The following is a 23917-nucleotide window of genomic DNA, read 5'->3' on the forward strand; positions in this document are numbered from 1 at the left end:
GCCATGACTGATTTCTTGATTCCCCGCACCCTGCGTGTTCTGACTCCGCTGTGGGCGGCCCTGTGGCTGGCCGGCTGTGCCAGCACGCCTTTGCCCGGCGCTGAGCAGGCCCTGCCTCCATTGCCGGCCACCTTCAGCCAGACCCAGCCGGCCGGCCTGGGCGCAGACGGCACCCGTTGGACCGTGGCCCCCGGCGCCGAGGCCCAGCCCCGGGGCGCCTGGTGGCTGGATTTCATGGACCCGGTGCTGACCGATCTGGTGCTGCGCGCCGACGGGGCCAACACCCGGCTGCAGGAGGCGTCGGCCCGGCTGGCCGAGGCCCGGGCTTTGCTGGGCACGGCCGAGGCCGCCCGGGCGCCGCAGGTGGGCGTCAACGCCGGTCTGAGCCGCCAGGCCGGTCGCGGCACGCTGACGGGCGAGGTGCCCAGTACCACGGCCAGCCTGGGCCTGGGGGCCGCCTATGAGCTCGATGTGATGGGGCGCCTGCGCCAGGCCAGCCAGGCCGCCGGCCAGGACGCGCGGGCCCAGGCGGCCCTGCTGCAGAGCACGCGCCTGCTGGTGCAGGCCGATGTGGCCCAGACCTACCTGCAGCTGCGCTCGGTGCAGGCCGAGCAGGTGCTGGTCGACGAGAGCCTGCAGGCCCTGCGCGAGATGCTGGCTTTGACCACCCGGCGCGAGCGGGCCGGCGATGTGGCCGAACTGGACCTGGCCCGAGCTCGCTCCGAGGTGGCGGCCACCGAGTCGGAGGCCCTGGCCCTGCAACGCCAGCAGGCCTTGCTGACGCACGCGCTGGCGGTGCTGGTGGGCGAGGTGGCCACCGGTTTCAGCCTGCCCCAGGCCGGGCCTCTGGCCAGCATCCCGGTGGTGCCGCCCGGGGTGCCGGGCACGGTGCTGGCGCGCCGTCCCGATGTGGCGGCCGCGCAGGCCTCGGTGCTGGCGGCCCAGGCGCGGCTGGGCGTGGCCCAGACGGCCTGGTTCCCGGCGGTGACCCTGACCGGCAGTGCCGGCCAGGCCTCACCCGAGCTGGGCGATCTGTTCAAGTGGTCGGCCCGGGCCTGGAGCGCCGGGGCCCTGCTGTCGCTGCCGCTGCTCGATGGCGGGCGGCGCGAGGCGGCGGTGCAGGGCGCCCAGGCGCGACTGGATGCGGCCCTGGCGGTCTACCGCGGTCAGGTGCTGAACGCCTTCGGCGAGGTCGAGGACCAGCTCAGCAACCTGAACCTGCTGGCCGCCCAGGCTGAGGCCCAGGCCCGAGCCGTGGCGGCCGCGCGCCGTGCCACGGCCTTGTCCGAATCACGTTACCGGCATGGCTTTGTGAGCCAGATCGAACTGCTGGACGCGCGTCGGGCCGAACTGCGCAACCGCCGGGCCGAGCTGCAGGTGCGCACCGGCCAGGCCGTGGCCACGGTGGCCCTGGTGCGGGCCCTGGGGGGCGGCTGGGGCGATGGCCCGGGTGCGGCGGCGGCCTCCGCGAGAGACCCCCTCCCGACCCTGGCCCGGCTTCAGAACCGGTAAGTGGCTGTGGCCACCACCGTGCGGCGCTGGCCGTAGAAGCAGTCGCCGCGGGTCAGGCAGGTGGTGATCTGCACCTTGTCGGTCAGGTTCACCGCGTTCAGGGCCAGGCGCCAGTGGCCCTGGTCGTAGGCCACCATCGCGTCCAGCAGGGTGCTGGCCGGCGTGCGAAGGCTGTCGGTGCCATCCCACGATTCACCGAGGTAGCGCAGCCCCAGGCCGGCCGACAGACCGCCGCGGCCCTGGCCGGCAAAGCGGTGCATCAGCCACAGTGCCGCACTGTGTTCGGGCACCCCTTGCAAGCGCTTGCCCTGGTCGGCGCCGGTGCTGCGGCTCACCCGGGCGTCGGTCCAGGCATAGCTGCCGGTCCAGTCCCAATGCCGGCTCAGGCTGGCCGTCACCTCCAGTTCGGCCCCGCGCACCCGGGCCTCACCGATCTGCAGGCTGTTGAGCGGGTTGGCCGGGTCCGTGGTCTTGCGATTGGTGTCGCGCAGCTCGTACAGCGCGGCATAGGCCGTGATGCCGCCACCCGGTGGTTGCCACTTCACCCCCGCCTCCCATTGCTTGCCGCGCTGGGGCTTGTAGGCGCTGCCGTACACGTCCACTCCGCCCAGCGGCAGGAAGGATTCCGAGTAGCTCAGGTAGGGCGCCCAGCCGCCCTCGGCCAGGTAGCTCAGGCCGGCGCGCTTGCTCCAGGCCTTGTCGTCGATCGCGGCGGCCGGCCGGCCTTCGGTGTCGGTCTGGGCGCTGTCGTGGCGCAGCCCCAGGGTCAGGCGCCAGCGCTCCCAGGCGATCTGGTCCTGGGCGTAGAGGCCCAATTGGCGTTGTGTCACCGAGGGCTGGCGAGTGAGGGTGGCCGGCGGGGTGTAATTGCCATAGACCGGCTGGTACACATCGATGTCACCGGCCTTGCCACGGCCGGTCCATTGGCCGGTCTGGTTGCGCTGCAGGTCCAGGCCCAGCAGCAGCCGGTGGCCGACGGCGCCGCTTTGCCAACTGCGCTCGGCCTGGTTGTCGATCAGCACCATGCGCCCGGTGTTGAGCTGTTGCACCAGGTCGCGGGCCACGGTGCGGTTGTCGGCGTTGAACACCGGCCGCGCCGGGCGGCCGGTGGCGGCATTGGCCGTGAAGCTGGTGTAGGCGGTGCGGTAGTCCACCTCGCTTTCTGTGGCGCGCAGGTTTTGCCGCAGGGTCCATTGCTCGTTCAGGCGGTGGCTGAACAGGTAGCCCAGAGAACTCTGGCGGGTGTTGTAGGCGTCCCAACCCGGTTCGCCGATGAAGGTGCTGGTGGGGATCTGCCCGTAGGCACTGGGCAGCAGGGTGCCTTGCCACGGGAAGAAGCCGATGAGAGAGCCGCTTTGGTCGCGCTGGTACAGGCCCTGCAGCGTGAGCGAGGTGTCGGCGCTGGGGCGCCAGGTGAGCGTGGGGGCGACCACGGTGCGGTCGTCGGCCACGTGGTCGACCTGGGTGCCACTGTCGCGGCCGACCAGGATCAGGCGGTACAGCCACTGGCCCTCGGCGTCCAGTGGCCCGGTCAGGTCGGCTGCGATCTGGCGTCGTTGATGGTTACCCAGTTGCACCTGGATTTCGCGCTGGGTTTCAGCCTGCGGACGCTTGGAGCTGAGGTTGAGCACCCCGCCGATCTGACCCTGGCCGTACAGCACCGAACTGGGCCCGCGCAGCAACTCCACGCGCTCCAGGGTGTAGGGGTCGGGGCGGGTGGTGTTGTAGGTGCCGTAGCTGCGCAGCAGGCCGTCCAGGTACTGGGTCACGTCGCCACCACGGGCCTTGAAGCTGTCGACGCGGCTGTCGAAATAGCTGGAGACGATGCCGGCGCTGTAGGCCGTGGTCTGGCGCAGCGTGGTGGCGCCCTGAGCCTCGATCTGGTCGCGGGTGACCACCGAGATGGCCTGGGGTGTTTCCAGCACCGGGGTGTCGGTCTTGGTGGCGCTGGCGCTTTGCCGGGCCACGAAGCCTGTCACCGGGGTGGTGGCGCTCTCGGGCTCGGGCCGGGCCTGGATGGTGACGGAGGACAGGGCTTTTTCGGCCACCCCATCGGTGGAGGCCGTGCCCTGAGCCTGCGACAGACCGGGCAGCGCCAGGCTGCAAAGGGTCAGTGTGGCCTGGGTGATGGCGCGCAGGCGTTGGGGCCTGGGCGCGAGAGCGGAGAGGCGGTGGGCCGGGCTGGGGGGGCGACCGGCATGTAGCATGCAGGGTGTCATGGTCAAGGGTTCATCCTCTGGGCTGCGAGTCATTGGCTGGGGCGGCACCTGCCGAGGCGGGCGGCCTGGACACCTGGCTGAAAAGGGCGTCAGGGGGGCTTCAGCCCGTGCCTGCGCTTGTGCGGGTGTTGGTGTTGGTGGGCGGTTTGTCTTGCCCGCCCAGCAAGCAGCGCAGCGTGTTGGGGCCAAAGCTCAGTTGCAGGGCCACGGCGAGCGCGCCCGCGCTCAACAACATCAGCCACAGCAGGCTGCCGAAGGCCGCGCCGTCTTGCCACAGGCACAGGCCCAAGGCCAGGGCGAGCAGGGCCGCGCCCTGCAGGCGCCAGCGGCGCAAGGTCGCGTGCGTCGGGGGCTGATGGCGTCCGATGCCGAGTGTGTCCCGGTGGCGTTCCTGGCTGAGGGCCAGGCAGGCCATGCCCAGCGTGTTGAGCAGGCCGGCGGCCCCCATCCAAATGGCGTCATGCATGTCGTTCTCCAGGGGCCGGCACAGCGCTTGCCAGGCCTGCTGCCCCGCGGTGGGGTACGGGGCGGTGCAGCCGCGATGCGGTCCAGGCGCTCAGGGCCGCCAGGCACAGCAGGGCGGAGTCCACGCCGGCCACGCCCCATTGGCCTTGCTGCAGGCTGCGCCACAGGGGCATGCCGGTGGTGAGGGCGTTGAGCAACACGGCGGCCGCCGCCGCGATGGCCACCGCCCGCACCTGGGTCGCCCAGGCCGGGTGGCCGCGCCAGGCCGCATGGGCCAGGCTGAGCAGCCAGCACAGGTAGAAGGCGGCCATCTCCAGGTCGGCGCGGCCCAGCCCGCCGAATCCGACCTGGGCCGGCAGCAGCCGGTTGGCGATCAGAAAGGCCAGGGTGGCCCCGATCACGCCGGGCAGGGTGGCGATGCTCAGGGCCTCGACCAGGCGCACGCCGCGAAGGCCCTGACGGGTGTGGCGGACACGCCGGCTTTCGAGCCAGAACACAAAGCCGGTGCCGATCATCACGCAGCCGCCCAGACCGGCCGCAAAGTACAGCCAGCGCAGCGTCCAGTGCTTGAACTGCACATAGTGCAGGCCGCTGATGAAGCGCTGCACGCGCATCACCGGGGCTTCGTTGAACTCGTGCAGCAGGGTGCCGCTGGCCGCATCGAAATAGAGCTGTTCCAGGCCCAGGGGCACCTGGTCCTGAGGCGAGCGGCGCAGCTCCACATAGCTGTTGGCGTCGCCTGGGTGCCAGACCCGCAGGAAGTAGGCCTCGCTGCCGGGCCAATGCTGGCGGGCTTGGGCCAGCAGCTCGTCCAGTTTGGGGGCGTGCTCGGCGGGCCGGCCCGCGGGGGGGCGTCGATAGACCCCCATGCCTTCGGCCTGGAAGGCCCGTTGGGCCGCCACCGGCCCGGCGCCCGGGTAGGCGGCCCAGGGCGCGGCAGGCCAGTAGATGCCCATGAAGACGATCAAGCCCGACAAGGCGATGGCAAAGTGAAACGGCAGCAACAACACGCCTGTGAGGTTGTGCAGGTCCAGGCTGGCGCGGGGCAACTGCTTGCGTGGGCGGAACAGAAAGAAGTCGGCCAGCAGCTTGCGGTGGATCACCACGCCGCTGACCACGCCGACCAGCATGGCCAGGCCCGCCAGGCCGGCCAGCCAGTAGCCCAGGTCTTTCCATTTCAGGTGCAGGCTGTAGTGGAAGGGGTAGATGAAGCCCGAGCCACCCAGGGTCTCGACCTCGTTGAGCACGGCACCGGTGCGCGGGTGCAGGTAGCGCCGCTCGGGCAGGGCGCTGCCTGGCGGGCGCCAGCTCAGGCGCAGCACCGGCGCACGCTCGTAGGGCAAGACCACGGACCATTGCGAGGCGCCCTGGGTCAGGCGTTCGATCTGGGCGCCGACCGGGCCGTCCAGCAGCAGCGGGGTTTGCAACACGGCGGTGTCCAGGCGGGTGTCGGGCATCATCCAGCGGTCGATTTCGCGGTCGAACACGCTCAACGTGCCCATCCAGAACACCACGAACAACAGGCTGCCGACGAGCACACCGGCCCAGCTGTGCAGCCAGGTCATGGATTGGCGGAAATGGGGGTGCATGGTGGGGCTTTCTCAGGGCAGGCAGGCCAGCAGGGCCAGGCAGGCGGCGCTGCCCAGCAGCACGGTGGCCCACAGACGGCGAAGGCGCCGCACGCTGAAGGCCCACAGCAACCAGGCGAGGTAGATCAGAAAGCCCAGCATGGCGGTGGCCACCACGGCCTCGCTGCGGGGCAGGCCGGCCAGGACCAGCAGGCGGCTGAGCAGGCCCATGCTGCAGGCACTGATCAGGTAGCCGCCCGGCAGGGCGGCCACCACCCGGGCCGCCACATGAAGGGGTTTGGCGTGCATGGGGCCCCGGGCTCAGAAGGTGGTGCGCAGCGTCATCTGCAGGGCGCGTGGCGAGCCCGGCAGGATCAGGTTGTCATTGCTGCCGTGGCTGGACACGTAGTACTTGCGGTTGGCCACATTCTTCAGGTTCACGTCCAGCGCCCAGGTGCCGCGCTCGTAATGCGCCGCGGCGTCCAGGGTGGTGTAGCCCGGCAGGGTGACCAGGTTGGTCAGCGAGGTGTAGCGGGCGCCCACCGCGCTCAGGCCGCCGCCCAGGCGCAGGCCCTGACCCAGGTCCTTCATGGCCCAGACAAAACCCGAGTGGCGCGGCGTGAGCGCGGGCACCTTGCCCAGCGCCGACACGTTGACCACGGGCAACTGGCTGGAGGCCGTGGTGGCCACCGACTCGACCATGCGGCCGTTCAGCCAGGCGTAACCGGCGCTCAGGTCCCAGCGGCCGGGCAGTCGGCCGGTGGCGGTCAGCTCCAACCCATCGGTGCGCTGCTTGCCCACATTGATCATCACCGAGGGCCGGTTCGGGTCGGTGTTCTTGATGTTGGCGCGCTCCAGGCGGAACAGGGCCCCGGTCAGGTTGAGCTGGCCATCCAGCAGGTCGAGCTTGGCGCCGATCTCGCGGTTCTCCGTGATCTCGGGGGCGCTGGCGGCGTTGCTGGACGACAGGGCCAGGCTTTCGCCCGAGGGCTGGAAGGACCGGCTGTACGAGGCGTAGTAAGACAGCCAGTCGGCCGGCTGCCAGACCAGACCGGCGCGGGGGCTGAACTTCTTGTCGGTGCGGCTCAGTGGGCTGAGCTTGCGCTCGAAAGCCGTGTCCTGGCTGAACACGTCGTAGCGGGCGCCGAGCAGGGCCTTCCATTGCGGCGACAGGGTGATCTGGTCTTGCGCATACAGCGCGCTGGTGCCCAGCGAGGTGTGGCTGGGGATGGCGCTGTCGGCCGCGTAGGCGCTGGCCGCGATGGCGGGCGGCACCACGTTGCCGGGGTTGAACAGGTTGACCCGGTCGACTGTGCCGCCGGAGACCGACCAGGCGGTCTTTTTCTGCGAGCCCAGCTCCAGGCCCATCAGCCACTCTTGCTGGAAGCCGCCCAACTGGTTGCGCCAGGTGAGGTCGGTCTGGTTGAACAGGCTCGATTCGTCGCGGAAGATGAAGGAGCGGGTGCGCCCCACCGTCTGGGTCACCGGGTCGGTGGTGCCGCTGGGCAGGGTGTTGAAGCGACGCAGGTCGTAGCCCTGGATGCGGGTGACGTTGCGCAGCGACAGGGCCTCGTCGAAGCGGTGGTTGAGCGTGGACGTGAAGGCGCGCACATGGCTGGTGGTGGTGTCGTCGCGCGCGGCCTGGCCCGAGCCGTAGTAGGTGCTGGCGGCCACATTGACCGGGCGCCCGTTCAGGGCCGGGATGCCGAAGTCGGTCAGGCGGCGGTCGTCGGCGTCGGTGTACTGCAGCAGCAGATCGGTTTCGCGGGCCAGCTTCAGGGCCAGCGAGGGGGCGAAGTTGTAGCGCTTGAGAAATTGCTGGTCGCGGTAGCTGCCCGAGTCTTCCTTGGCCACGTTCAGCCGGAAGGCGGCGCTCTCGTTCAAGCCCAGGTTCAGGTCGGCGGTGGCGCGGCGGTAGTCAAAGCTGCCCAGGCCCAGCGTGGCTTCGCCGCGGGTCACGCCAAATTGCGGCTTCTTGGTCACGCGGTTGATCAGCCCGCCCGAGGAGCCGCGCCCGTACAGCACGGCGGCCGGGCCCTTGAGCACTTCGATGCGTTCGATGTCAGCCAGGTCGCGGAAGTACATCGCGTCGTCGCGCACGCCGTCGATGAACTGATCCGCCAGGGCCGTGAAGCCGCGGATCACCACCTGGTCGCGCTGGCCGTCGCCGGTGCTCATGGCCACGCCGGGCACGTTGCGCAGGGCATCTTCCATCGAACGGGCGCCCTGGTCGCGCAGCAACTGGGCCGGCACCACCTGCACCGATTGCGGAATGTCGCGCAAGGGCGCGCTGGTCTTGGTGGCACTGCGGCTGCTGGCGGGTGAATAACCCTCATCCTGGGCCCCGTTGACGGTGACTTCCTGCAGGGTCTGGGCCAGGGCCGGCAGGCCGAAGGCGGTGAACAGGGCCAGGGCGAGCGGGCCACGGCGGAAAATGCGTTGCTGAAACATGGTTGGGCCTCGGGGCACGGGGTGGGTCCGGGGGCAGGGGGCGGAGCGCCCTGCGTGAGCCGGAGCCGGCGTGCCGAGGTCGGAGGCGCCCCACGGCGCGCCCGATCCTTGAGGGGCCGCGCGCAGGCCAGAGGCCCGCCAGGCGCCCGGGGCCACGAGGGCCGGCACACAGGATCCGGGGCTGGCGGGGCCCGTGTCGGGCTTGGCTGGCGTGGCGCAAGTTTACATTACAAATGAGAAGTATTCGCAACAACTTGACGCAACAGGAGTCAAGATCGGCGCGATGGATTGGGGCCGAGCAAAAAAAATGGGCCCGAAGGCCCATGGAAAGTGGCACCGCGGGGGTGCTTATTCGTGTTCGCCCATCTGCGACTGCAGGTAATTGGGCAGGCCCACCTTGTCGATCAGGTCGATCTGGGTCTCCAGGAAGTCGATGTGCTCTTCGGTGTCGTCGAGGATCTTCTGCAGCAGGTCACGCGAGACGTAGTCGCGCACGCTTTCGCAGTGGGCCATGCCGGCCTTGATGGTGGCCTGGGCGCCTTGCTCGGCGCCGAGGTCGCAGCGCAGGATTTCGGGCACGTCCTCACCCACCGACAGCTTGCCCAGGTCTTGCAGATTGGGCAGGCCGTCCAGCATGAAGATGCGGTCCATCAGCCAGTCGGCGTGTTTCATCTCGCCGATCGATTCGGCGTATTCCTTCTTGGCCAGCTTGTCGAAGCCCCAGTGCTTGAGCATGCGGTAGTGCAGAAAGTACTGGTTGATGGCGGTCAGCTCGTTCTTGAGCTGGGCCTGCAGGTGGGCTATGACTTGAGGGTCGCCTTTCATGGGGTGTCCTTCCGGTTGGGGTGATCGGTGGATTGTGGTGCAGAACAAGGCGCTGTTGCACCCGATTTGGCGGGGATCTCAGTAAATCAGGCGCTCGGGCCGGATCTCCTGCAGGATGGTGGTGGCGATCTCCTCGATCGACTTGGTGGTGCTGCTGAGCCAGCGGATGCCGCTGCGCCGCATCATGGCCTCGGCTTCATTGACCTCGGCGCGGCAGTTCTCGAGGCTCGCATAGCGTGAGTTGGGGCGACGCTCGTTGCGGATCTCGGACAGGCGCTCGGGGTGGATGGTCAGGCCGAACAGCTTTTTGCGATGTGGCAGCAGGGCCGGCGGCAACTGGCGGCGGTCGAAGTCTTCGGGGATCAGTGGGTAGTTGGCGGCCTTCAGGCCGTGCTGCATGGCCAGGTACAGGCTGGTGGGGGTCTTGCCGCTGCGGCTCACCCCGACCAGGATCACATCGGCGGCCTCCAGGTCGCGGTTGGACTGGCCGTCGTCATGGGCCAGGCTGAAGTTGATGGCCTCGATGCGGTCGTGGTATTCCTTGCTCTTGCTGACATCCGAGAAGCGGCCCACCCGGTGGTGCGACTTGATGCCCAGCTCTTTTTCGAGCGGGTGCACAAAGGTACCGAACATGTCCAGCAACATGCCCTGGCAGCCTTCCTGGATCACGGCCAGTACCTCCATGTTCACCAGCGTGGTGAAAACGATGGGCTTGCGGCCCTCGATCTCGCCCGTGTGGTTGATCTGGCGCACGGCCTGGTGGGCCTTGTCGACGGTGTCGATGAAGGGCAGGCGCACGTGGCGGGTGCTCATGTCGAACTGGGCCAGGATGGCGTTGCCGAAGGTTTCGGCGGTGATGCCGGTGCCGTCCGAGATGTAGAAGACTGTGCGGGTGTGCATTTGCGAAGGGGGTTCCAAAAAGGGTCTGTCAGCCTGACGCCAGCAGGTCTTGGCGCGCCAAGCCTACAATCGCGCATTATCCAAATTCTCACCATGCGCTGTCTTGACCTACAAGCACAAATACAAAGTCGCCCGACGCGCATGGGCCGCAGCTGCCATGGCCGAAGCGCTGGCAGCGCAGACCCGGTTTTAACTTCTGGAGCTTTCCCATGTCTGCACTTTTCAGCCCGACCGCCCTGGTCGTACCGTTTGAAAACCTGAGAATGAGCGATGTCGAGGCCGTTGGCGGCAAGAACGCCAGCCTCGGCGAGATGATTTCGCAACTGCCGCAAGGCGTGCGGGTGCCCACGGGCTTTGCCACCACCGCCCATGCCTTCCGCCAGTTCCTGGCCCATGACGGCCTGGCCGACAAGATCAATGCCCGACTGTCCAGCCTGGACACCGAGGACGTCAACGCGCTGGCCAAGGCCGGCGCCGAGATCCGTGCCATGGTCGAGGCCCAGCCCTTCCCGGCTGACCTGGAAAAAGCGATTGCCGACGCCTTTGCCACGCTGAGCGCAGGCAATGCCGCCGCTTCGTTCGCGGTGCGTTCCTCGGCCACCGCCGAAGACCTGCCCGACGCTTCGTTCGCCGGTCAGCAAGAGACCTTCCTGAACGTGGTGGGCCTGAGCGACATCCTGCACAAGATGAAGGAGGTGTTCGCCAGCCTCTACAACGACCGCGCCATCAGCTACCGCGTGCACAAGGGTTTTGCCCATGCCGACGTGGCCCTGTCGGCCGGCGTGCAGCGCATGGTGCGCTCCGATCTGGGCGCCGCCGGCGTGATGTTCACCATCGACACCGAGTCGGGTTTTGAAGAGGTGGTCTTCATCACCTCCAGCTACGGCCTGGGCGAGACCGTGGTGCAAGGTGCGGTGAACCCTGACGAGTTCTATGTGCACAAGCCCATGCTCAAGGCCGGCAAGCGTGCCGTGATCCGCCGCAACCTGGGCTCCAAGCTGATCCAGATGGTGTTCTCGAGCGCTGAAGAAAAAGCCGCTTCGGGCAAGCTGGTCCAGACCGTGGATGTGCCCACCGAGTTGCGCAACCGCTATTCGCTGACCGATGCCGACGTCGAGCAACTGGCTCAGTACGCGCTGGTGATCGAACAGCACTATGGCCGCCCGATGGACATCGAGTGGGGCAAGGACGGCACCGACGGCCAGCTTTACATCCTGCAGGCCCGCCCCGAAACCGTGAAGAGCCAGCAGCAAGGCAAGGCTGAGCAGCGCTACAAGCTCAAGGGCCAGGGCGCCGTGCTGGCCGAAGGCCGTGCCATCGGCCAGAAGATCGGTACCGGCCCGGTGCGCCTGGTGCACCACATCAGCGAAATGGACAAGGTGCAGGCCGGTGATGTGCTGGTCACCGACATGACCGACCCGAACTGGGAGCCGGTGATGAAGCGCGCCAGCGCCATCGTCACCAACCGGGGTGGCCGCACCTGCCACGCCGCCATCATTGCGCGCGAACTGGGCATCCCGGCCGTGGTGGGCTGTGGCAACGCCACCGACCTGCTCAAGGACGGCACCCTGGTGACCGTGAGCTGCGCCGAAGGCGACACCGGTCGCATCTATGACGGTCTGCTGGAGACCGAGGTGACCGAGGTGGAGCGCGGCGTGATGCCCAAGATCGACACCAAGATCATGATGAACGTGGGCAACCCGCAACTGGCCTTTGATTTCTGCCAGCTGCCCAACGAGGGCGTGGGCCTGGCCCGCCTGGAGTTCATCATCAACAACAACATCGGGGTGCACCCGAAGGCGATCCTGGACTACCCGAACATCGACACCGACCTGAAGAAGGCGGTCGAGTCGGTGGCCCGGGGTCATGCGTCGCCGCGTGCCTTCTATGTGGACAAGGTGGCCGAAGGCGTGGCCACCATTGCTGCGGCCTTCTGGCCCAAGCCGGTGATCGTGCGCCTGTCCGACTTCAAGAGCAATGAGTACCGCAAGCTGATCGGCGGCAGCCGCTACGAACCCGAGGAAGAAAACCCGATGCTGGGCTTCCGTGGTGCGGCGCGCTACATCAGTGCCGATTTCGGCGAGGCCTTTGCCATGGAGTGCGAAGCCCTCAAGCGCGTGCGCAACGACATGGGCTTGACCAATGTGCAGGTGATGGTGCCGTTTGTGCGCACCTTGGGCCAGGCCGACCGCGTCACCCAGCTGCTGGCCGATCACGGCCTGAAGCGTGGCGAGAACGAGCTCAAGGTCATCATGATGTGCGAGGTGCCGAGCAACGCCATCCTGGCGGATGAGTTCCTGCAGTATTTCGATGGCTTCTCGATCGGCTCCAACGACCTGACCCAGCTCACGCTGGGCCTGGACCGTGATTCGGGCCTGGAACTGCTGGCCGCCGACTTCGACGAGCGCGACCCGGCCGTCAAGGCCATGCTGAGCCGCGCCATCGCCGCCTGCAAGGCGCAAGGCAAGTACGTCGGCATCTGTGGCCAGGGCCCCAGCGACCACCCCGACTTTGCCCAGTGGCTGGCGGATCAGGGCATCGCCTCGATCTCGCTCAACCCGGACAGCGTGATCGACACCTGGAAGCGCCTGGCCGGCCTCTGAGCCAGTGCATGAGGGGGCATCGGAGCCGCCGTCGCCGGGGTAAGACCTAGGCCTGACGGGCGGTATCCGGTGCGATCATGCGGGCATGTCTCCACCCGTGGCTTCCGAACTCTCTGCGCCGACCCCGGCTGTGCTGACCCAACACCGCTTCTGGTGGTTGCGGGCCTCGCTCCTGGGCGTGTGGGCGGCGGTGTCCTTTGGGGCCTGTTACTTCGCCCGTGATCTGCAGCAATGGCCCTTGCCCGCCTGGGGCGGATCGCTGGGCTACTGGATGGCCTCGCAGGGGGCCGTGCTGGTGTTCATCGCCATCGTGGTGCTGTATGCCTGCGTTCTCAACCGCGCCGACCGCCGCAGCGCCCAGCCCCCTGCAGGGGTTGGTGCCGAGGCCGACTGATGCCGGAGCGGCCGGCGGTGTTGGCAGATTCGGGTGTGCGGCGTCGCTACGAGCGCCGCCTGTACCGCATCCTGGGCCTGTTTGTCCTGGGCCTGCTGGGCTTTCTGCTTCTGATGGGCTGGGCCGAACAGCAGGGGCTGTCGCGGCGCTGGATCGGCCCCATCTTCCTGTTTTCGAGTGTGATGGTGTGTGCCGGCATCGGCATTTACAGCCGAACCACCGACGCCGAAGACTATTACGTGGCCGGGCGGCGCATTCCGCCGTTCTTCAATGGCATGGCGGCGGCGGCCGACTGGATGAGCGCCGCCTCTTTCATCAGCCTGGCTGGTGCTCTTTACCTGCAGGGGTTTTCGGGCACCGAAGGGCAGCCCGGCGGGCTGGCCTATGTGCTGGGCTGGACCGGCGGATTCTGTCTGGTGGCCATGCTGATCGCGCCCTACCTGCGGCGCATGAACCTCTACACCGTGCCCGATCTGTTCGAGCAGCGCTTTGGTGGGCGCTGGCCTCGCGTGATTGCGGCGCTGGCGGCGGTGGTGTGCTCTTTCACCTATGTGGTGGCCCAGATCTACGGCGTGGGCCTGATCGCCTCGCGCCTGACCGGCGTGCAGTTCGAGATCGGCATCATGCTGGGCCTGGGCGGCGTGCTGCTGTGTTCCTTTCTCGGGGGCATGCGGGCCATCACCTGGACCCAGGTGGCTCAGTACATCATCATGCTGCTGGCCTTTCTGATCCCGGTGTCCTGGCTGGCGTACAAGCAATTGGGCAATCCGCTGGCCCCTCTGGTGTATGGGCGTCAGCTGGCCAAGATCGAGGCGCTGGAGCAACAGCTCATCGATTCACCGGCCGAGCGGCAGGTGGCGGCTGAGTTCCTGCGCCGGTCGCACGAGTACGAAGCCAATCTGAACAACGTTCCGCAGTCTTTGGTGCGCGAGCGCCAGGCTGCCCAGGAACACCTGCGTGAACTGCGCCAGCGCAATGCCGATGTGGCCAGCATCGTGGCTGCCACCCGCGAGGTGGCCAGTCTGCCACGCGACGCCGCTGCCGCCCGCGAACAATGGACCCGGGCCATCCAGGAGAACCGCGAGCGCGCCACCCCGCTCGGGGGCATGCCAAGGCACAGCCAGGCCTTTGCCGGTGACCCGGAAGGCACGCCAGCCGAGCGCGAAGCGTTTCACCTGTCTCGCCTCAACTTTCTGGCGCTGATGTTCTGTCTGATGGCCGGAACGGCGGGCTTGCCGCACCTGTTGATCCGATACTGCACCACGCCCACGGTGGCCGATTCGCGCACCTCGGTGGCCTGGTCGCTGGTGTTCATTGCCTTGCTGTACCTGAGTGCGCCCGCGCTGGCGGTGTTGGTCAAGTTCGAGATCATGAACAACCTGGTGGGCAGCACATTCGGGGCCTTGCCGACCTGGATCGTGCAGTGGTCCAAGGTGGACCCTTCCCTGGTGTCGGTGAGCGACGTGAATGGCGATGGGTTGCTGCAGTTTGCCGAACTGAGGTTGGGGGCCGACATCGTGATGCTGGCCACCCCGGAGCTCGGCGGCTTGCCCTATGTGCTGTCGGGCCTGGTGGCGGCGGGCGGCCTGGCGGCGGCGCTATCGACCGCGGACGGTCTGCTGCTGACCATCAGCAATGCGCTGGTGCATGACCTGCACCTGTTCCGCAAGGCGGCCTCCAAGGTCGCGCTGGGCGAGCGGCGCGTGATCCTGTCCAAGTTCGTGCTGCTGGCAGTGGCCATGCTGGCGGCCTTCATTGCGGCGCTCAAGCCGTCCGAGATCCTGCCCCTGGTGTCGGCTTCGTTTTCGCTGGCAGCATCGGCCCTGCTGCCGGCGATGGTGCTGGGCATCTTCTGGCGGCGCACCACCCGGCAGGCGGCGGTGGTCGGCATGCTGGCGGGCCTGGCGGTCACGGTGTATTACCTGCTGTCCAATTCGGCCACGCTCATGCTCTGGCTGGGCTGGCCCCCCGGGCCCCGCCTCTGGTACGGCATCCAGCCGGTGTCGGCCGGCGTGTTTGGTGTGCCGGTGGGCTTTGCCGTCATCGGGTTGGTCAGTGCGCTCACGCCGCGTCGACCCAGCCAGGTTCTTGAAGTGCACAGCTGAGCGTGGCCTGCCAACGGGCCTGCTTATGGAAAAACCCCAATACAAAAGCCCCCCAGCGCATGCCAATCTGGGCTGACAATGCGGCAGGCCCCGGTGGGCCTGCACAGACCTGTTCCCGCAACGCACACTGCCGATGATCTATACCAAGACCGAATTGGGCCAACGCCTTTTCAAGGCACGCGACCCGGTGCTGACGCCTCGTCAGCGGTCTGCCTTCATCCTGTTTGACGGGGTGCGGCGGCTGGATGAGGTCCTGCTGGCCACCACCGCGCTGGGCATCACCCAGGCCGATGTCCGGCACATGCTGGCGTCAGGCTTGCTGGCCCAGGTCAGCCCGGTCGCGGTCGAGTCGGTGGCCAGCCCTTTGCCCAAGGGGCCAGAACCCTTCGAAGAGGGGGCGGCCGCGGTTGATTTTTCATTGTCCCTGCTGCCGCACGACAGTGCTCGCAGCGAGCGCCAGCGTTTCAATGACGCCTACCCGGTGGCGGTGGCGCTGACGGCCTCTCTGGGCTTGCGGGGGTTTCGCCTCAACCTGGCGGTGGAGGCTGCGGGCAATTACCAGGCCCTGCTGTCGGTGGCGCCGCGCATCCGCGAAGCGGTGGGGGCCACCCAGTACCGGGCCCTGGAGCGCGCCCTGCTGGGCTGAGCGCTCCGGGCCCGGGATCAGGCTCAGGCGACAGCCAGCAGTTCGACGTCGAACTTCAGGGTGGCATTGCCCGGGATCACGCCACCGGCGCCGCGGGCACCATAGCCCAGCTTGGCCGGGATGATCAGGGTGCGCTTGCCACCCACTTTCATGCCTTGCACGCCCAGATCCCAGCCCTTGATGACCATGCCGGCACCCAGGTGGAATTCAAACGGCGAATTGCGGTCCACGCTGGAGTCGAACTTGGCACCTTGGGCGCCGCTGTTGTACAGCCAGCCGGTGTAGTGCACACGCACCTTGCGGCCGGCCACGGCCTCGGTACCGTCACCGACCACGGTGTCCACGATCTGCAGGTCGGCGCTGGCCGATTCGGGGGATTCCACACCCAGCAGCTCGACATCGAATTTCAGGGTGGCGTTGGGCGGGATCACGCCGCCCGCACCGCGCGCACCGTAGCCCAGCTCGGGCGGGATGATCAGGGTGCGTTTGCCGCCAACCTTCATGCCCTGCACGCCTTCGTCCCAACCCTTGATGACCATGCCGGCCCCCAGGGCGAATTCAAACGGGTCGTTGCGGTCGACGCTGGAGTCGAACTTGGCGCCTTGAACGCCGTTTTCGTAAAGCCAGCCGGTGTAGTGCACGCTCACCTCGACGCCGGCGCGCGCTGCTGCGCCCTCGCCAACCGTGGTGTCTTCGTATTGCAGGCCAGAGGGAGTGGTGGGCATTGGATTTCCTTGCGTCAAGTGCTTCAATTCGAGAGCCAGGATTATCCCTGAAACCCAGGACGCGCCCCGGCTGGGAGGGTCGTGCCTAGGCGGTGCGCCGGGCCCGGTGGGCCGCCCAGCGAGCGGCAAAGGGTTGCACATCGTGCAGGCGCCGCAGCAGGTCCTTGCCACTGTCCGTGACCAGGTAGCCGCTGGGACCGTGGTCGACCAGACCGGCCTCGCGCAGTTCTTTCAGCCGGGTGTTGAGGGTGTTGGGGGTGATGCCACCGACGCTGTCCTGCAGCAGCCGGAAGGTCTGGGCGTGTTCGTCGCGCAAGGCCCACAACACGCGCAATGCATAACGCGATTCAAGCAGGTCGAACAACTGGCTGATGGCGCTGACTTCCTTGGCACTCATGGTCGCAATCTCCGGCTGATGCGCTGGACGGGCGGGCGCATCGGGCGGTCGCCTGCCATCACGGCGCGACTATAGCCCAAATTGCACAGTCTGCTACGTCTTTCATAGCTGCCGATTCAGCGTGAATCAAGCCCGGATCCGGGCGCTGGCTGGCGCTCGGGCGGGTCAGAGGTAGATCTTCTGCAGCAGCCGGATCAGGGTTTTGCGTTCGTTGGCCGTGAGCCGGCTGGTGGCATCGTCTTCGAGGTCGGCGGCGGTCTGTTCGGCGTCTTTCATCAAGGCCAGGCCGGCGTCAGTCAGGTGCAGACCCATCGCCCGGCCATCACTGGGGTGGGGCCTGCGCTCGATCAGGCCGCGCCGGTCCATGCTGGCGATGATGCCGACCAGGTTGGGCGGCAGGATGTTGAGGGTGGTGCACAACTGGCGCGAGGTGATGCCCGGGTTGTGCGCGACCAGTGACAGCACCGAGAAGTCGACCACCTTGAGGCCATAGACCGACATGCGCTCCATGAAGACCTCGATGATCGTCAGTGCGGCGCGGCGGGCGTTGTAGCCCATCAGGGTTTCGAGGTAGCGGGTGTCCACGCTTTCCACGGCAACAGAGGGGGCAGGTTTCTTCGTAGCCATGCCGCCATTGTGGCGGCAAGCCCAGGGCCGACTGCAGCGGCTTGTGACTCTGTGGCGACAAATGGCGCCCAATGATAGTTATATGTAATCGTATGAATACGATCAATTAATGGGCTCAATGGCTTCGGCTGCGATAAAGTCACGGCTGTCGTTCAACCAACCCCAAGTGAGGAAACAGCAATGTCCCTGATCAACACCCAAGTCCAACCCTTCAAGGCCCAGGCTTTCCACAATGGCAAGTTCATCGAAGTCACCGAGCAAAGCCTGAAGGGCAAGTGGTCGGTTCTGATCTTCATGCCGGCCGCCTTCACCTTCAACTGCCCGACCGAAATCGAAGACGCCGCCGACAACTACGCTGAATTCCAGAAGGCTGGCGCCGAGGTCTACATCGTCACCACCGACACCCACTTCTCGCACAAGGTGTGGCACGAAACCTCGGCTGCTGTCGGCAAGGCCAAGTTCCCCCTGGTCGGCGACCCGACCCACGCCCTGACCAACGCTTTCGGCGTGCACATCCCTGAAGAAGGCCTGGCACTGCGCGGCACCTTCATCATCAACCCCGAGTTGCTGATCAAGACCAGCGAAATCCACTCCAACGAAATCGCTCGCGATGTCAAGGAAACCGTGCGCAAGCTGAAGGCTGCCCAGTACACCGCCGCTCACCCCGGCGAAGTCTGCCCCGCCAAGTGGAATGAAGGCGCCAAGACCATCGCTCCGTCGATCGACCTGGTCGGCAAGATCTAAGTCACTGCCGGATGACGGCCGAGCACGCCGCGGCGTGCTCCCCCGCCGGACAGCGTCATGGCCCTGCGCCATGCCGTCCGGCTTTTTTTCGCCCAAAAATTGGCGCGCGCGCCCCGGTGGATGTCCCCGGTGCCTGTCCGCAGCGCCCCCAACCGAATTCAAGAAGGAAGCCATCATGCTCGACGACCAACTCAAGACCCAACTCGCCGCCTACCTGGAGCGCGTGACGCAACCGTTTGAGCTGGTGGCGTCCCTCGACGACAGCGACACCGCCCGCGAGATGCTGCAACTGCTGCAGACCATCCAGTCGCTGCGTGCTGACAAGATCAGCCTGCGCACCGATGGCAGCGATGCCCGCCGTCCCTCGTTCAGCCTGCAGCGCGTGGGCAGAAGCAGCCAACTGCGCTTTGCCGGTCTGCCGCTGGGCCATGAGTTCACCTCGCTGGTGCTGGCGCTGCTGTGGACCGGTGGTCACCCGCCCAAGGTCGAGGCAGATGTGATCGAGCAGATCCAGGCCCTGGATGGCGATTACAACTTCGAGGTCTACATGAGCCTGAGCTGCCACAACTGCCCGGACGTGGTGCAGGCGCTGTCGCTCATGGCCATCCTCAACCCGCGCATCAAGACCACCGTCATCGAAGGCGGTGCCTTCCAGGAAGAAGTCACGCGCCGCGAAATCATGGCCGTGCCCATGGTGTTCCTGAATGGCGACGTGTTTGCCTCGGGGCGCATGACCGTGGAAGAGATCGTGGCCAAGCTGGACACCGGTGCTGCGGCCCGCGACGCCGCCAAGCTGTCGGCCAAGGCCCCGTACGATGTGCTGGTGGTAGGCGGAGGCCCGGCCGGCGCCGCCGCGGCGGTGTACGCGGCCCGCAAGGGCATCCGCGTGGGGGTGGCGGCCGAGCGTTTCGGCGGCCAGGTCAACGACACGCTGGCCATCGAGAACTACATCTCGGTGCTCGAGACCGATGGCCCCAAGTTCGCCGCGGCCCTGGAGGCCCACACCCGGGCCTACGACGTGGACATCATGAACCTGCAGCGCGCCGACAAGCTGATCCCGGCTGCCCAGCCCGGCGGTTTGACCGAGGTGGTGCTGGCCAATGGCGGCAGCCTCAAGGCCAAGACCGTGATCCTGTCGACAGGCGCACGCTGGCGCAATGTCAACGTGCCCGGCGAGGCCGAGTACAAGAACAAGGGCGTGGCCTATTGCCCGCACTGCGATGGCCCCTTGTTCAAGGGCAAGGACGTGGCGGTGATTGGTGGCGGCAACTCGGGTATCGAGGCGGCCATCGATCTGGCCGGTGTGGTTCGCCACGTGACCGTGATCGAGTTTGCGCCTGAGCTGAAGGCTGACGCCGTGCTGGTCAAGAAGCTGCACAGCCTGCCCAATGTGGTGGTGCACACCAATGCCCAGACCACCGAGATCACCGGGGCCGACGGCAAGGTCAATGGCCTGCGCTACAAGGACCGCGTCAGCGGCGAAGAGCAACTGGTGGCCCTCGAGGGGGTGTTTGTGCAGATCGGCCTGGTGCCCAACACCGAGTGGCTCAAGGGCACGGTCGAGTTGTCGCGCTTCGGCGAGATCGTGGTTGACGCCAAGGGCCAGACCAACCTGCCCGGCGTGCTGGCTGCGGGGGACTGCACCACGGTGCCTTACAAGCAGATCGTGATCGCGGCAGGAGACGGTGCCAAGGCCGCCTTGAGTGCCTTCGATCACCTGATCCGCACCCCGGCGATCGCCTGAGCCGCGCTGAGTTGATTTGAATTGAACGACGCCACCCCGCACCTGCCTCGCAGGTGTGGGGTTTTGTCATCTGCGGCGCTGATTTTTCAGGTCCAATCGGGGCATGGATATCCCTGCCCACATCGACAGCCGGCTGACCGAGCTGGAAATCAAGACCAGCTTCAACGAAGACCTGCTGGAACAACTCAACCAGACCGTGTTCCGCCAGCAGGAGCAGATTGATGCCCTGATCCGCGAAGTGCACGAACTGCGCCGCCAGACCCCCGACAGCGGCGTGCAGCGCGGCACCAGCCTGCGCGACGAACTGCCGCCTCACTACTGAGCGCTTTGTAGGACAGATGGAGTCTCCCGTCTCTGGGGCGGGATCAAGTGCCCAACGTTGATGCCGGGTGTTGAGCATGGAGTCTGAGCGAGCACCGGCCTCACCGTTCAAAAGGCCGCGGAGCAGGCCATGCCAGCGGACACCATGGAGCTGGCTTTGCCAGGCCATGGGTGTCGTCCCCCTTGGGGGCTGAGCCCTGCGGCTCCAGGCCTGCCTGCGCAGGGCTGGACAGGGCGAAGAGCGTCCGCGTCTCGCGGCCGCACGGTGGCGCCGAAGGCGGCTCAGGGGGGATCAAGCTCTGGGGGCTAAGTCAACGCCAGCAGGCGCACCAGGTCCGTCCGCACCCGGATGTCGCGGTAGTTCACGCTCGACAGGATGCGGAAATCGCTCACCCGCGTGTCGCGGATGGCCGGCTCCAGCATGGGCATGCCTTCGCGGTTCACCAGCACGGCCACGCGCGGTGTGAGGGTGTTGGCGCCACGGCGCACCACGGTCGCCACCTCGTTGCTGGCCAGTTTCACGAACGACCCCGGGGGGTAGATGCCCACGGCCTTGATCAGTGAGGCGCCGGCCTCATCCACCTTCTTGCGCTCATCGAAATAGGTGGCATGCATGGCTGCCGACGGCGCCATGGGAGGGCGTGTGGCCCGAGGTGACAAGCGGGCCGCGAAACCGTCAGCCCGGTGGATCAGCCGGGCGATCTGCTCGGCCGCGCTGCGCCCGCCCAAAGGGCCCGCCATGGCGTCGTGGTGCAGGCTGATGGCATCCAGCCAGACGGCATCCTGCACGCCGCGGTCACGCAGCAGATTCACCGAACGCTCGGGGTGCTGGTCGATCACGGCACGTTGTTCGGGTGTGGGCGGGTCGTGCTGCTGGGTCAACTGGTCCTGCAGCTCGGTCATGCCGATGTTCATGGTCAGGCAGGCCCGCACCATCGAGGTCTCCAGCTCGGGCGACCAGTTCAGCACGTCGCGCGCGGCCAGCGAGCACATGGCGCACACCAGCATGGCATGGGTGGCGCTGTAGAAGCGGGTCTCACTGGCCGTCAGGTGGATCAGCGCAAACAGCACCGTGTCGGGGTTGCTGCGCAGCATGCGGCTGAGGTCGCGTTGCAGCTTGTCCAGGCGGAACATGAAGCGTTGGCTGCGCGGGTCGCGCATGATCGCGTTGGCGCGGCTTTGCATGTCCAGCCAGTCGATCGGGGCGTCGGCGTCGCTGTATTCGTCCGTCGTCTTGGGGGCGGCGGTCATCAGATCCGGCGCCATGATCTGGGTGTCGGCAATCTGGCCCAGCGTGGTGTTTTTGTCGTTCACCATCGCATGCATCTGGGCTTCCATCGCACGGCGGTACTGGCGCACCTCCTGTGGGTCGACAAACAGGGTGCCGTGGGCCGCCAGGGTGTCCAGTGCCTCGCGTTCGGTGAAGATGTAGCCGCGACTGGCCAGCAAGGTCCCGTCGGCATTGTGCAGGCCGAAGGGCAGCGGGCGACCGAGCGGAATGTTGCTGAAGCTGACGGGCGCTAATTTCATGGGTGGCGTTGATTATGTGACAGGATGTCAGCGCTTCAACAGACCTTAACCGGGCATCAGCGGGGCCTTTACCTGCCAGTGACCTGTCTATGACCGGCCCTGTCTCGGGCGTGTCGATCGCCACCGGGCCCTCACTCGCAAAGGTGCTGGTCCACAAACTGGCGCAGCAGGTGCATGATCGGCGAAGGGGTTCGCCCGCGCAGGGTGATGAGGCCGAAGCGTGCCGTGGCCTGCAGGGGCGGTTGCAGGGGCAGTACCACCAGCGCTCCCGACTGCAGGTGCGCTCTGGCCGCGGCCTGCACCCCCATGAAGATGGCATCGGTGTTCAGGGTCGTGTCCACCAGGCTGCTCACATCTTCGCAGCGCAGCGAGGCCAGGCGCTCCGGGTGGGCCTGCACGCCATACCGGTCGACCAGCAGGCGGGCCACCTCATCGCTCAGCGGGGTGGTGGCAATCGGGTAGGCCAGCAGTTCATCAAAGGCCAGGCTGCCGCGCCCGGCCAGAGGGTGGCTGGCACGGCAGATGAAGCCGGCGCTCAGTTCGATCAGAGATTCAATCTGCAGATCGTCGGCGGGTACCACGCGGCGCAGGTCGATGACCAGCGCATCGAGTTGGCGCGCGCGCAGCATCTGCAACTGAAGCTCGGTGGGCCCGCGCGAGACGCTGACCCGCACCGCGGGGTGCTCGCGCGCCATGTGGCTCAGCAAGGGTGTCATCAGCAAGGCCCCAGGGCCCGAGCCCAGGCCCAGCCGCAGCGAGCCCAGCCCCCCCTGGGCCAGGCGTTTCAGGTTCTCCTTCAGTTCGTCGGCCTCGAACAACATGCGTCGCCCATGCGTGACCACCACCTCGCCCAGCGGTGTGAGCTCGTTGCGTTTGCCCAGCCGGTCGATCAGCCGGGCATCCAGCGTGCGCTCCAGGGCCTGGATGCTGCGGCTCAGGGCCGATTGGGTCAGGTGCAGTTGTTCGGCAGCCCGACTGAACGAGCCCGTTTCAGCCAGGCAGATCAGATGCTGGAGTTGGCGCAGGTCCATGGCTTAGGTATGAGGTGATTGAATGGGTTTCAGGAAAATTATGCATTGGACACATCTTCTGAGCATTTCTAGCATGGACTCCTCATCTCTTACTTGATGGCAAGGAACCCCATGAAATCGATTCTTCGTCGTGCGTCCCTGAAAACCGGCCTGGCCCTGGCGGCCGTGACCCTGGCTGGCGGCAGCTGGGCCCAGAGCTTTCCGCAGCGCCCCGTCACGTTGATGGTGCCGTACCCTGCGGGTGGGGTGTCTGATGTCATCGCGCGCACCGTGAACACGGCTCTGGGCAAGCACCTGGGTCAGCCGGTGGTGGTCGAGAACCTGGGGGGTGTCAGTGGCGCGATTGCAGCCCAGAAGACCCTGACTGCGCCTGCCGACGGCTACCTGCTGTTTCAGGGGTCGCCCAATGAGCTGATCCTGTCGCCATTGGCCAACGCGGCCGTCAAGTTCAAGAGCGAGGACTTCCGCCTGCTGCAGATGATCTCGGTGGCCCCGCTGGCCGTCATCGCGCGTGCTGACCTGCCCGTCAGCAATGGCGACGAACTGGCCGCCTATGCCGCCCGGGTGGCCCGCGAGGGGCGCCCGCTCACCTATGCCAGCGTGGGGCCGGGCTCGTTCTACCATTTCATGGGCGAGCACATGTCGCACACCCTGGGCGTGCCCATGACCCATGTGCCTTACAAGGGCGGGGCACCGGCCTTCACGGACCTGATGGGGGGCCAGGTCGACATTTTCATCACCGTGTTTGGCAAGGCGCAGCTCGAGATGGTGCAGCAGGGGCGCCTCAAGTTTGTCGCCACCCTCAGTGAGGAGCGGCTGGAGGGCCTCAAGCAGGTGCCCACGCTGCGCGAGAGCCGGGCCTTGAAAGACTTCAGCTACAAGCTCTGGACCGGTTACTTCGTGCGCAAGGACACGCCTGAACCCATTGTGCAGACGCTGTACAAGGCGCTCACCGCCACCTTGTCGGATCCCGCTGTGCGCGCCGGGCTGGAGGCCCAGAGCCAGCAGGTGTCACGCCCCCTGAGCCTGCAGGAGGCCGCGCAGGCTTATGCCGATGGCACAGCTCAGTTCAGGGCCCTGGCCAAGACCATCCAGCTGCAGCCCCAGTGA

The 23917-nt window shown here is 66.9% G+C and carries 21 protein-coding genes and 1 pseudogene; 9 read left to right on the forward strand and 13 right to left on the reverse strand.

Features of this window, described 5'->3' with window-relative positions; translation table 11 throughout:
• The first annotated feature begins 3 nt into the window (after positions 1-3).
• Entirely contained in the window at positions 4-1512 is a 1509-nt protein-coding gene (locus AC07PT_RS08255; RefSeq protein ID WP_494656390.1) for an efflux transporter outer membrane subunit, read from the forward strand.
• Here AC07PT_RS08255 and AC07PT_RS08260 read toward each other — a convergent pair.
• The 7 genes from AC07PT_RS08260 to ppsR all read right to left on the reverse strand — a co-directional run bounded on the left by AC07PT_RS08260 (position 1500) and on the right by ppsR (position 9940).
• Positions 1500-3731 carry a TonB-dependent siderophore receptor gene (locus AC07PT_RS08260; RefSeq protein ID WP_494656391.1) on the reverse strand — a complete coding sequence of 744 codons (2232 nt, stop codon included), beginning with the start codon at positions 3729-3731 and terminating at the stop codon, positions 1500-1502. The two genes, AC07PT_RS08255 and AC07PT_RS08260, sit on opposite strands and share 13 nt — an antisense overlap.
• A 100-nt stretch (positions 3732-3831) precedes the next feature.
• Positions 3832-4197, reverse strand: coding sequence for a DUF3325 domain-containing protein (locus AC07PT_RS08265; RefSeq protein ID WP_492346867.1), 366 nt, complete (start codon positions 4195-4197; stop codon positions 3832-3834).
• Positions 4190-5785, reverse strand: coding sequence for a PepSY-associated TM helix domain-containing protein (locus AC07PT_RS08270; RefSeq protein WP_494656392.1), 1596 nt, complete (start codon positions 5783-5785; stop codon positions 4190-4192). Before AC07PT_RS08270 ends, AC07PT_RS08265 begins: the two co-directional genes overlap by 8 nt.
• 12 nt (positions 5786-5797) lie before the next feature.
• Entirely contained in the window at positions 5798-6073 is a 276-nt protein-coding gene (locus AC07PT_RS08275) for an iron transporter (protein ID WP_492346869.1), read from the reverse strand.
• 12 nt (positions 6074-6085) lie between these two features.
• Complete coding sequence (locus AC07PT_RS08280; protein ID WP_494656393.1) at positions 6086-8215, reverse strand: TonB-dependent receptor; 2130 nt, start codon at positions 8213-8215, stop codon at positions 6086-6088.
• A 348-nt stretch (positions 8216-8563) separates the two neighbouring features.
• Positions 8564-9040, reverse strand: coding sequence for a bacterioferritin (bfr, locus tag AC07PT_RS08285; protein WP_492346871.1), 477 nt, complete (start codon positions 9038-9040; stop codon positions 8564-8566).
• Positions 9041-9118: 78 nt separating this feature from the next.
• The gene (gene ppsR / locus AC07PT_RS08290; RefSeq protein WP_027475805.1) at positions 9119-9940 is read right to left on the reverse strand and encodes a posphoenolpyruvate synthetase regulatory kinase/phosphorylase PpsR; all 822 of its coding nucleotides are present in this window, start codon (positions 9938-9940) and stop codon (positions 9119-9121) included.
• A 209-nt stretch (positions 9941-10149) separates the two neighbouring features.
• Here ppsR and ppsA point away from each other — a divergent pair, with 209 nt between their 5' ends.
• The 4 genes from ppsA to AC07PT_RS08310 all read left to right on the forward strand — a co-directional run bounded on the left by ppsA (position 10150) and on the right by AC07PT_RS08310 (position 15688).
• The gene (gene ppsA / locus AC07PT_RS08295; protein ID WP_492346872.1) at positions 10150-12543 is read left to right on the forward strand and encodes a phosphoenolpyruvate synthase; all 2394 of its coding nucleotides are present in this window, start codon (positions 10150-10152) and stop codon (positions 12541-12543) included.
• Positions 12544-12628: 85 nt separating this feature from the next.
• Entirely contained in the window at positions 12629-12937 is a 309-nt protein-coding gene (locus AC07PT_RS08300) for a DUF4212 domain-containing protein (protein WP_492346873.1), read from the forward strand.
• Entirely contained in the window at positions 12937-15042 is a 2106-nt protein-coding gene (locus AC07PT_RS08305) for a VC_2705 family sodium/solute symporter (protein WP_494656394.1), read from the forward strand. Before AC07PT_RS08300 ends, AC07PT_RS08305 begins: the two co-directional genes overlap by 1 nt.
• 133 nt (positions 15043-15175) lie before the next feature.
• Positions 15176-15688 (forward strand): hypothetical protein, encoded by a 513-nt coding sequence (locus AC07PT_RS08310; RefSeq protein ID WP_494656395.1) that lies wholly within the window; start codon positions 15176-15178, stop codon positions 15686-15688.
• Positions 15689-15711: 23 nt separating this feature from the next.
• Here the strand turns inward: AC07PT_RS08310 and AC07PT_RS08315 are convergent, their stop codons facing one another.
• The 4 genes and pseudogenes from AC07PT_RS08315 to AC07PT_RS08330 all read right to left on the reverse strand — a co-directional run bounded on the left by AC07PT_RS08315 (position 15712) and on the right by AC07PT_RS08330 (position 17437).
• Entirely contained in the window at positions 15712-16041 is a 330-nt protein-coding gene (locus AC07PT_RS08315; RefSeq protein WP_492347060.1) for an FKBP-type peptidyl-prolyl cis-trans isomerase, read from the reverse strand.
• Positions 16042-16068: 27 nt separating this feature from the next.
• Positions 16069-16413, reverse strand: a pseudogene (locus tag AC07PT_RS08320) (FKBP-type peptidyl-prolyl cis-trans isomerase); the annotation flags it as partial.
• 85 nt (positions 16414-16498) lie between these two features.
• Positions 16499-16810 (reverse strand): winged helix-turn-helix transcriptional regulator, encoded by a 312-nt coding sequence (locus tag AC07PT_RS08325; protein ID WP_492346876.1) that lies wholly within the window; start codon positions 16808-16810, stop codon positions 16499-16501.
• 165 nt (positions 16811-16975) lie between these two features.
• Complete coding sequence (locus tag AC07PT_RS08330) at positions 16976-17437, reverse strand: MarR family winged helix-turn-helix transcriptional regulator (RefSeq protein WP_492346877.1); 462 nt, start codon at positions 17435-17437, stop codon at positions 16976-16978.
• A 180-nt stretch (positions 17438-17617) separates the two neighbouring features.
• Between AC07PT_RS08330 and ahpC the strand changes: the two genes are divergently transcribed.
• From ahpC to AC07PT_RS08345, 3 genes are all read left to right on the forward strand, one after another.
• On the forward strand, positions 17618-18181 hold the full coding sequence (ahpC, locus tag AC07PT_RS08335) for an alkyl hydroperoxide reductase subunit C (RefSeq protein ID WP_019574930.1): 564 nt from the start codon (positions 17618-17620) through the stop codon (positions 18179-18181).
• 175 nt (positions 18182-18356) lie between these two features.
• The gene (ahpF, locus tag AC07PT_RS08340) at positions 18357-19925 is read left to right on the forward strand and encodes an alkyl hydroperoxide reductase subunit F (protein ID WP_494656396.1); all 1569 of its coding nucleotides are present in this window, start codon (positions 18357-18359) and stop codon (positions 19923-19925) included.
• Between the two features lie 103 nt (positions 19926-20028).
• The gene (locus AC07PT_RS08345; protein WP_492346879.1) at positions 20029-20247 is read left to right on the forward strand and encodes a SlyX family protein; all 219 of its coding nucleotides are present in this window, start codon (positions 20029-20031) and stop codon (positions 20245-20247) included.
• Positions 20248-20552: 305 nt separating this feature from the next.
• Here AC07PT_RS08345 and AC07PT_RS08350 read toward each other — a convergent pair whose 3' ends face one another.
• On the reverse strand, positions 20553-21776 hold the full coding sequence (locus tag AC07PT_RS08350; RefSeq protein WP_492346880.1) for an HD-GYP domain-containing protein: 1224 nt from the start codon (positions 21774-21776) through the stop codon (positions 20553-20555).
• Between the two features lie 131 nt (positions 21777-21907).
• Positions 21908-22807, reverse strand: a complete 900-nt coding sequence (locus AC07PT_RS08355; RefSeq protein ID WP_494656397.1) for a LysR family transcriptional regulator — start codon at positions 22805-22807, stop codon at positions 21908-21910.
• A gap of 111 nt (positions 22808-22918) precedes the next feature.
• Here AC07PT_RS08355 and AC07PT_RS08360 point away from each other — a divergent pair, with 111 nt between their 5' ends.
• A complete protein-coding gene (locus tag AC07PT_RS08360; RefSeq protein ID WP_492346882.1) occupies positions 22919-23917 on the forward strand; it encodes a Bug family tripartite tricarboxylate transporter substrate binding protein in 999 nt (332 codons plus the stop codon).

The sequence above is a fragment of the Curvibacter sp. GW821-FHT09D12 genome (assembly GCF_059416245.1).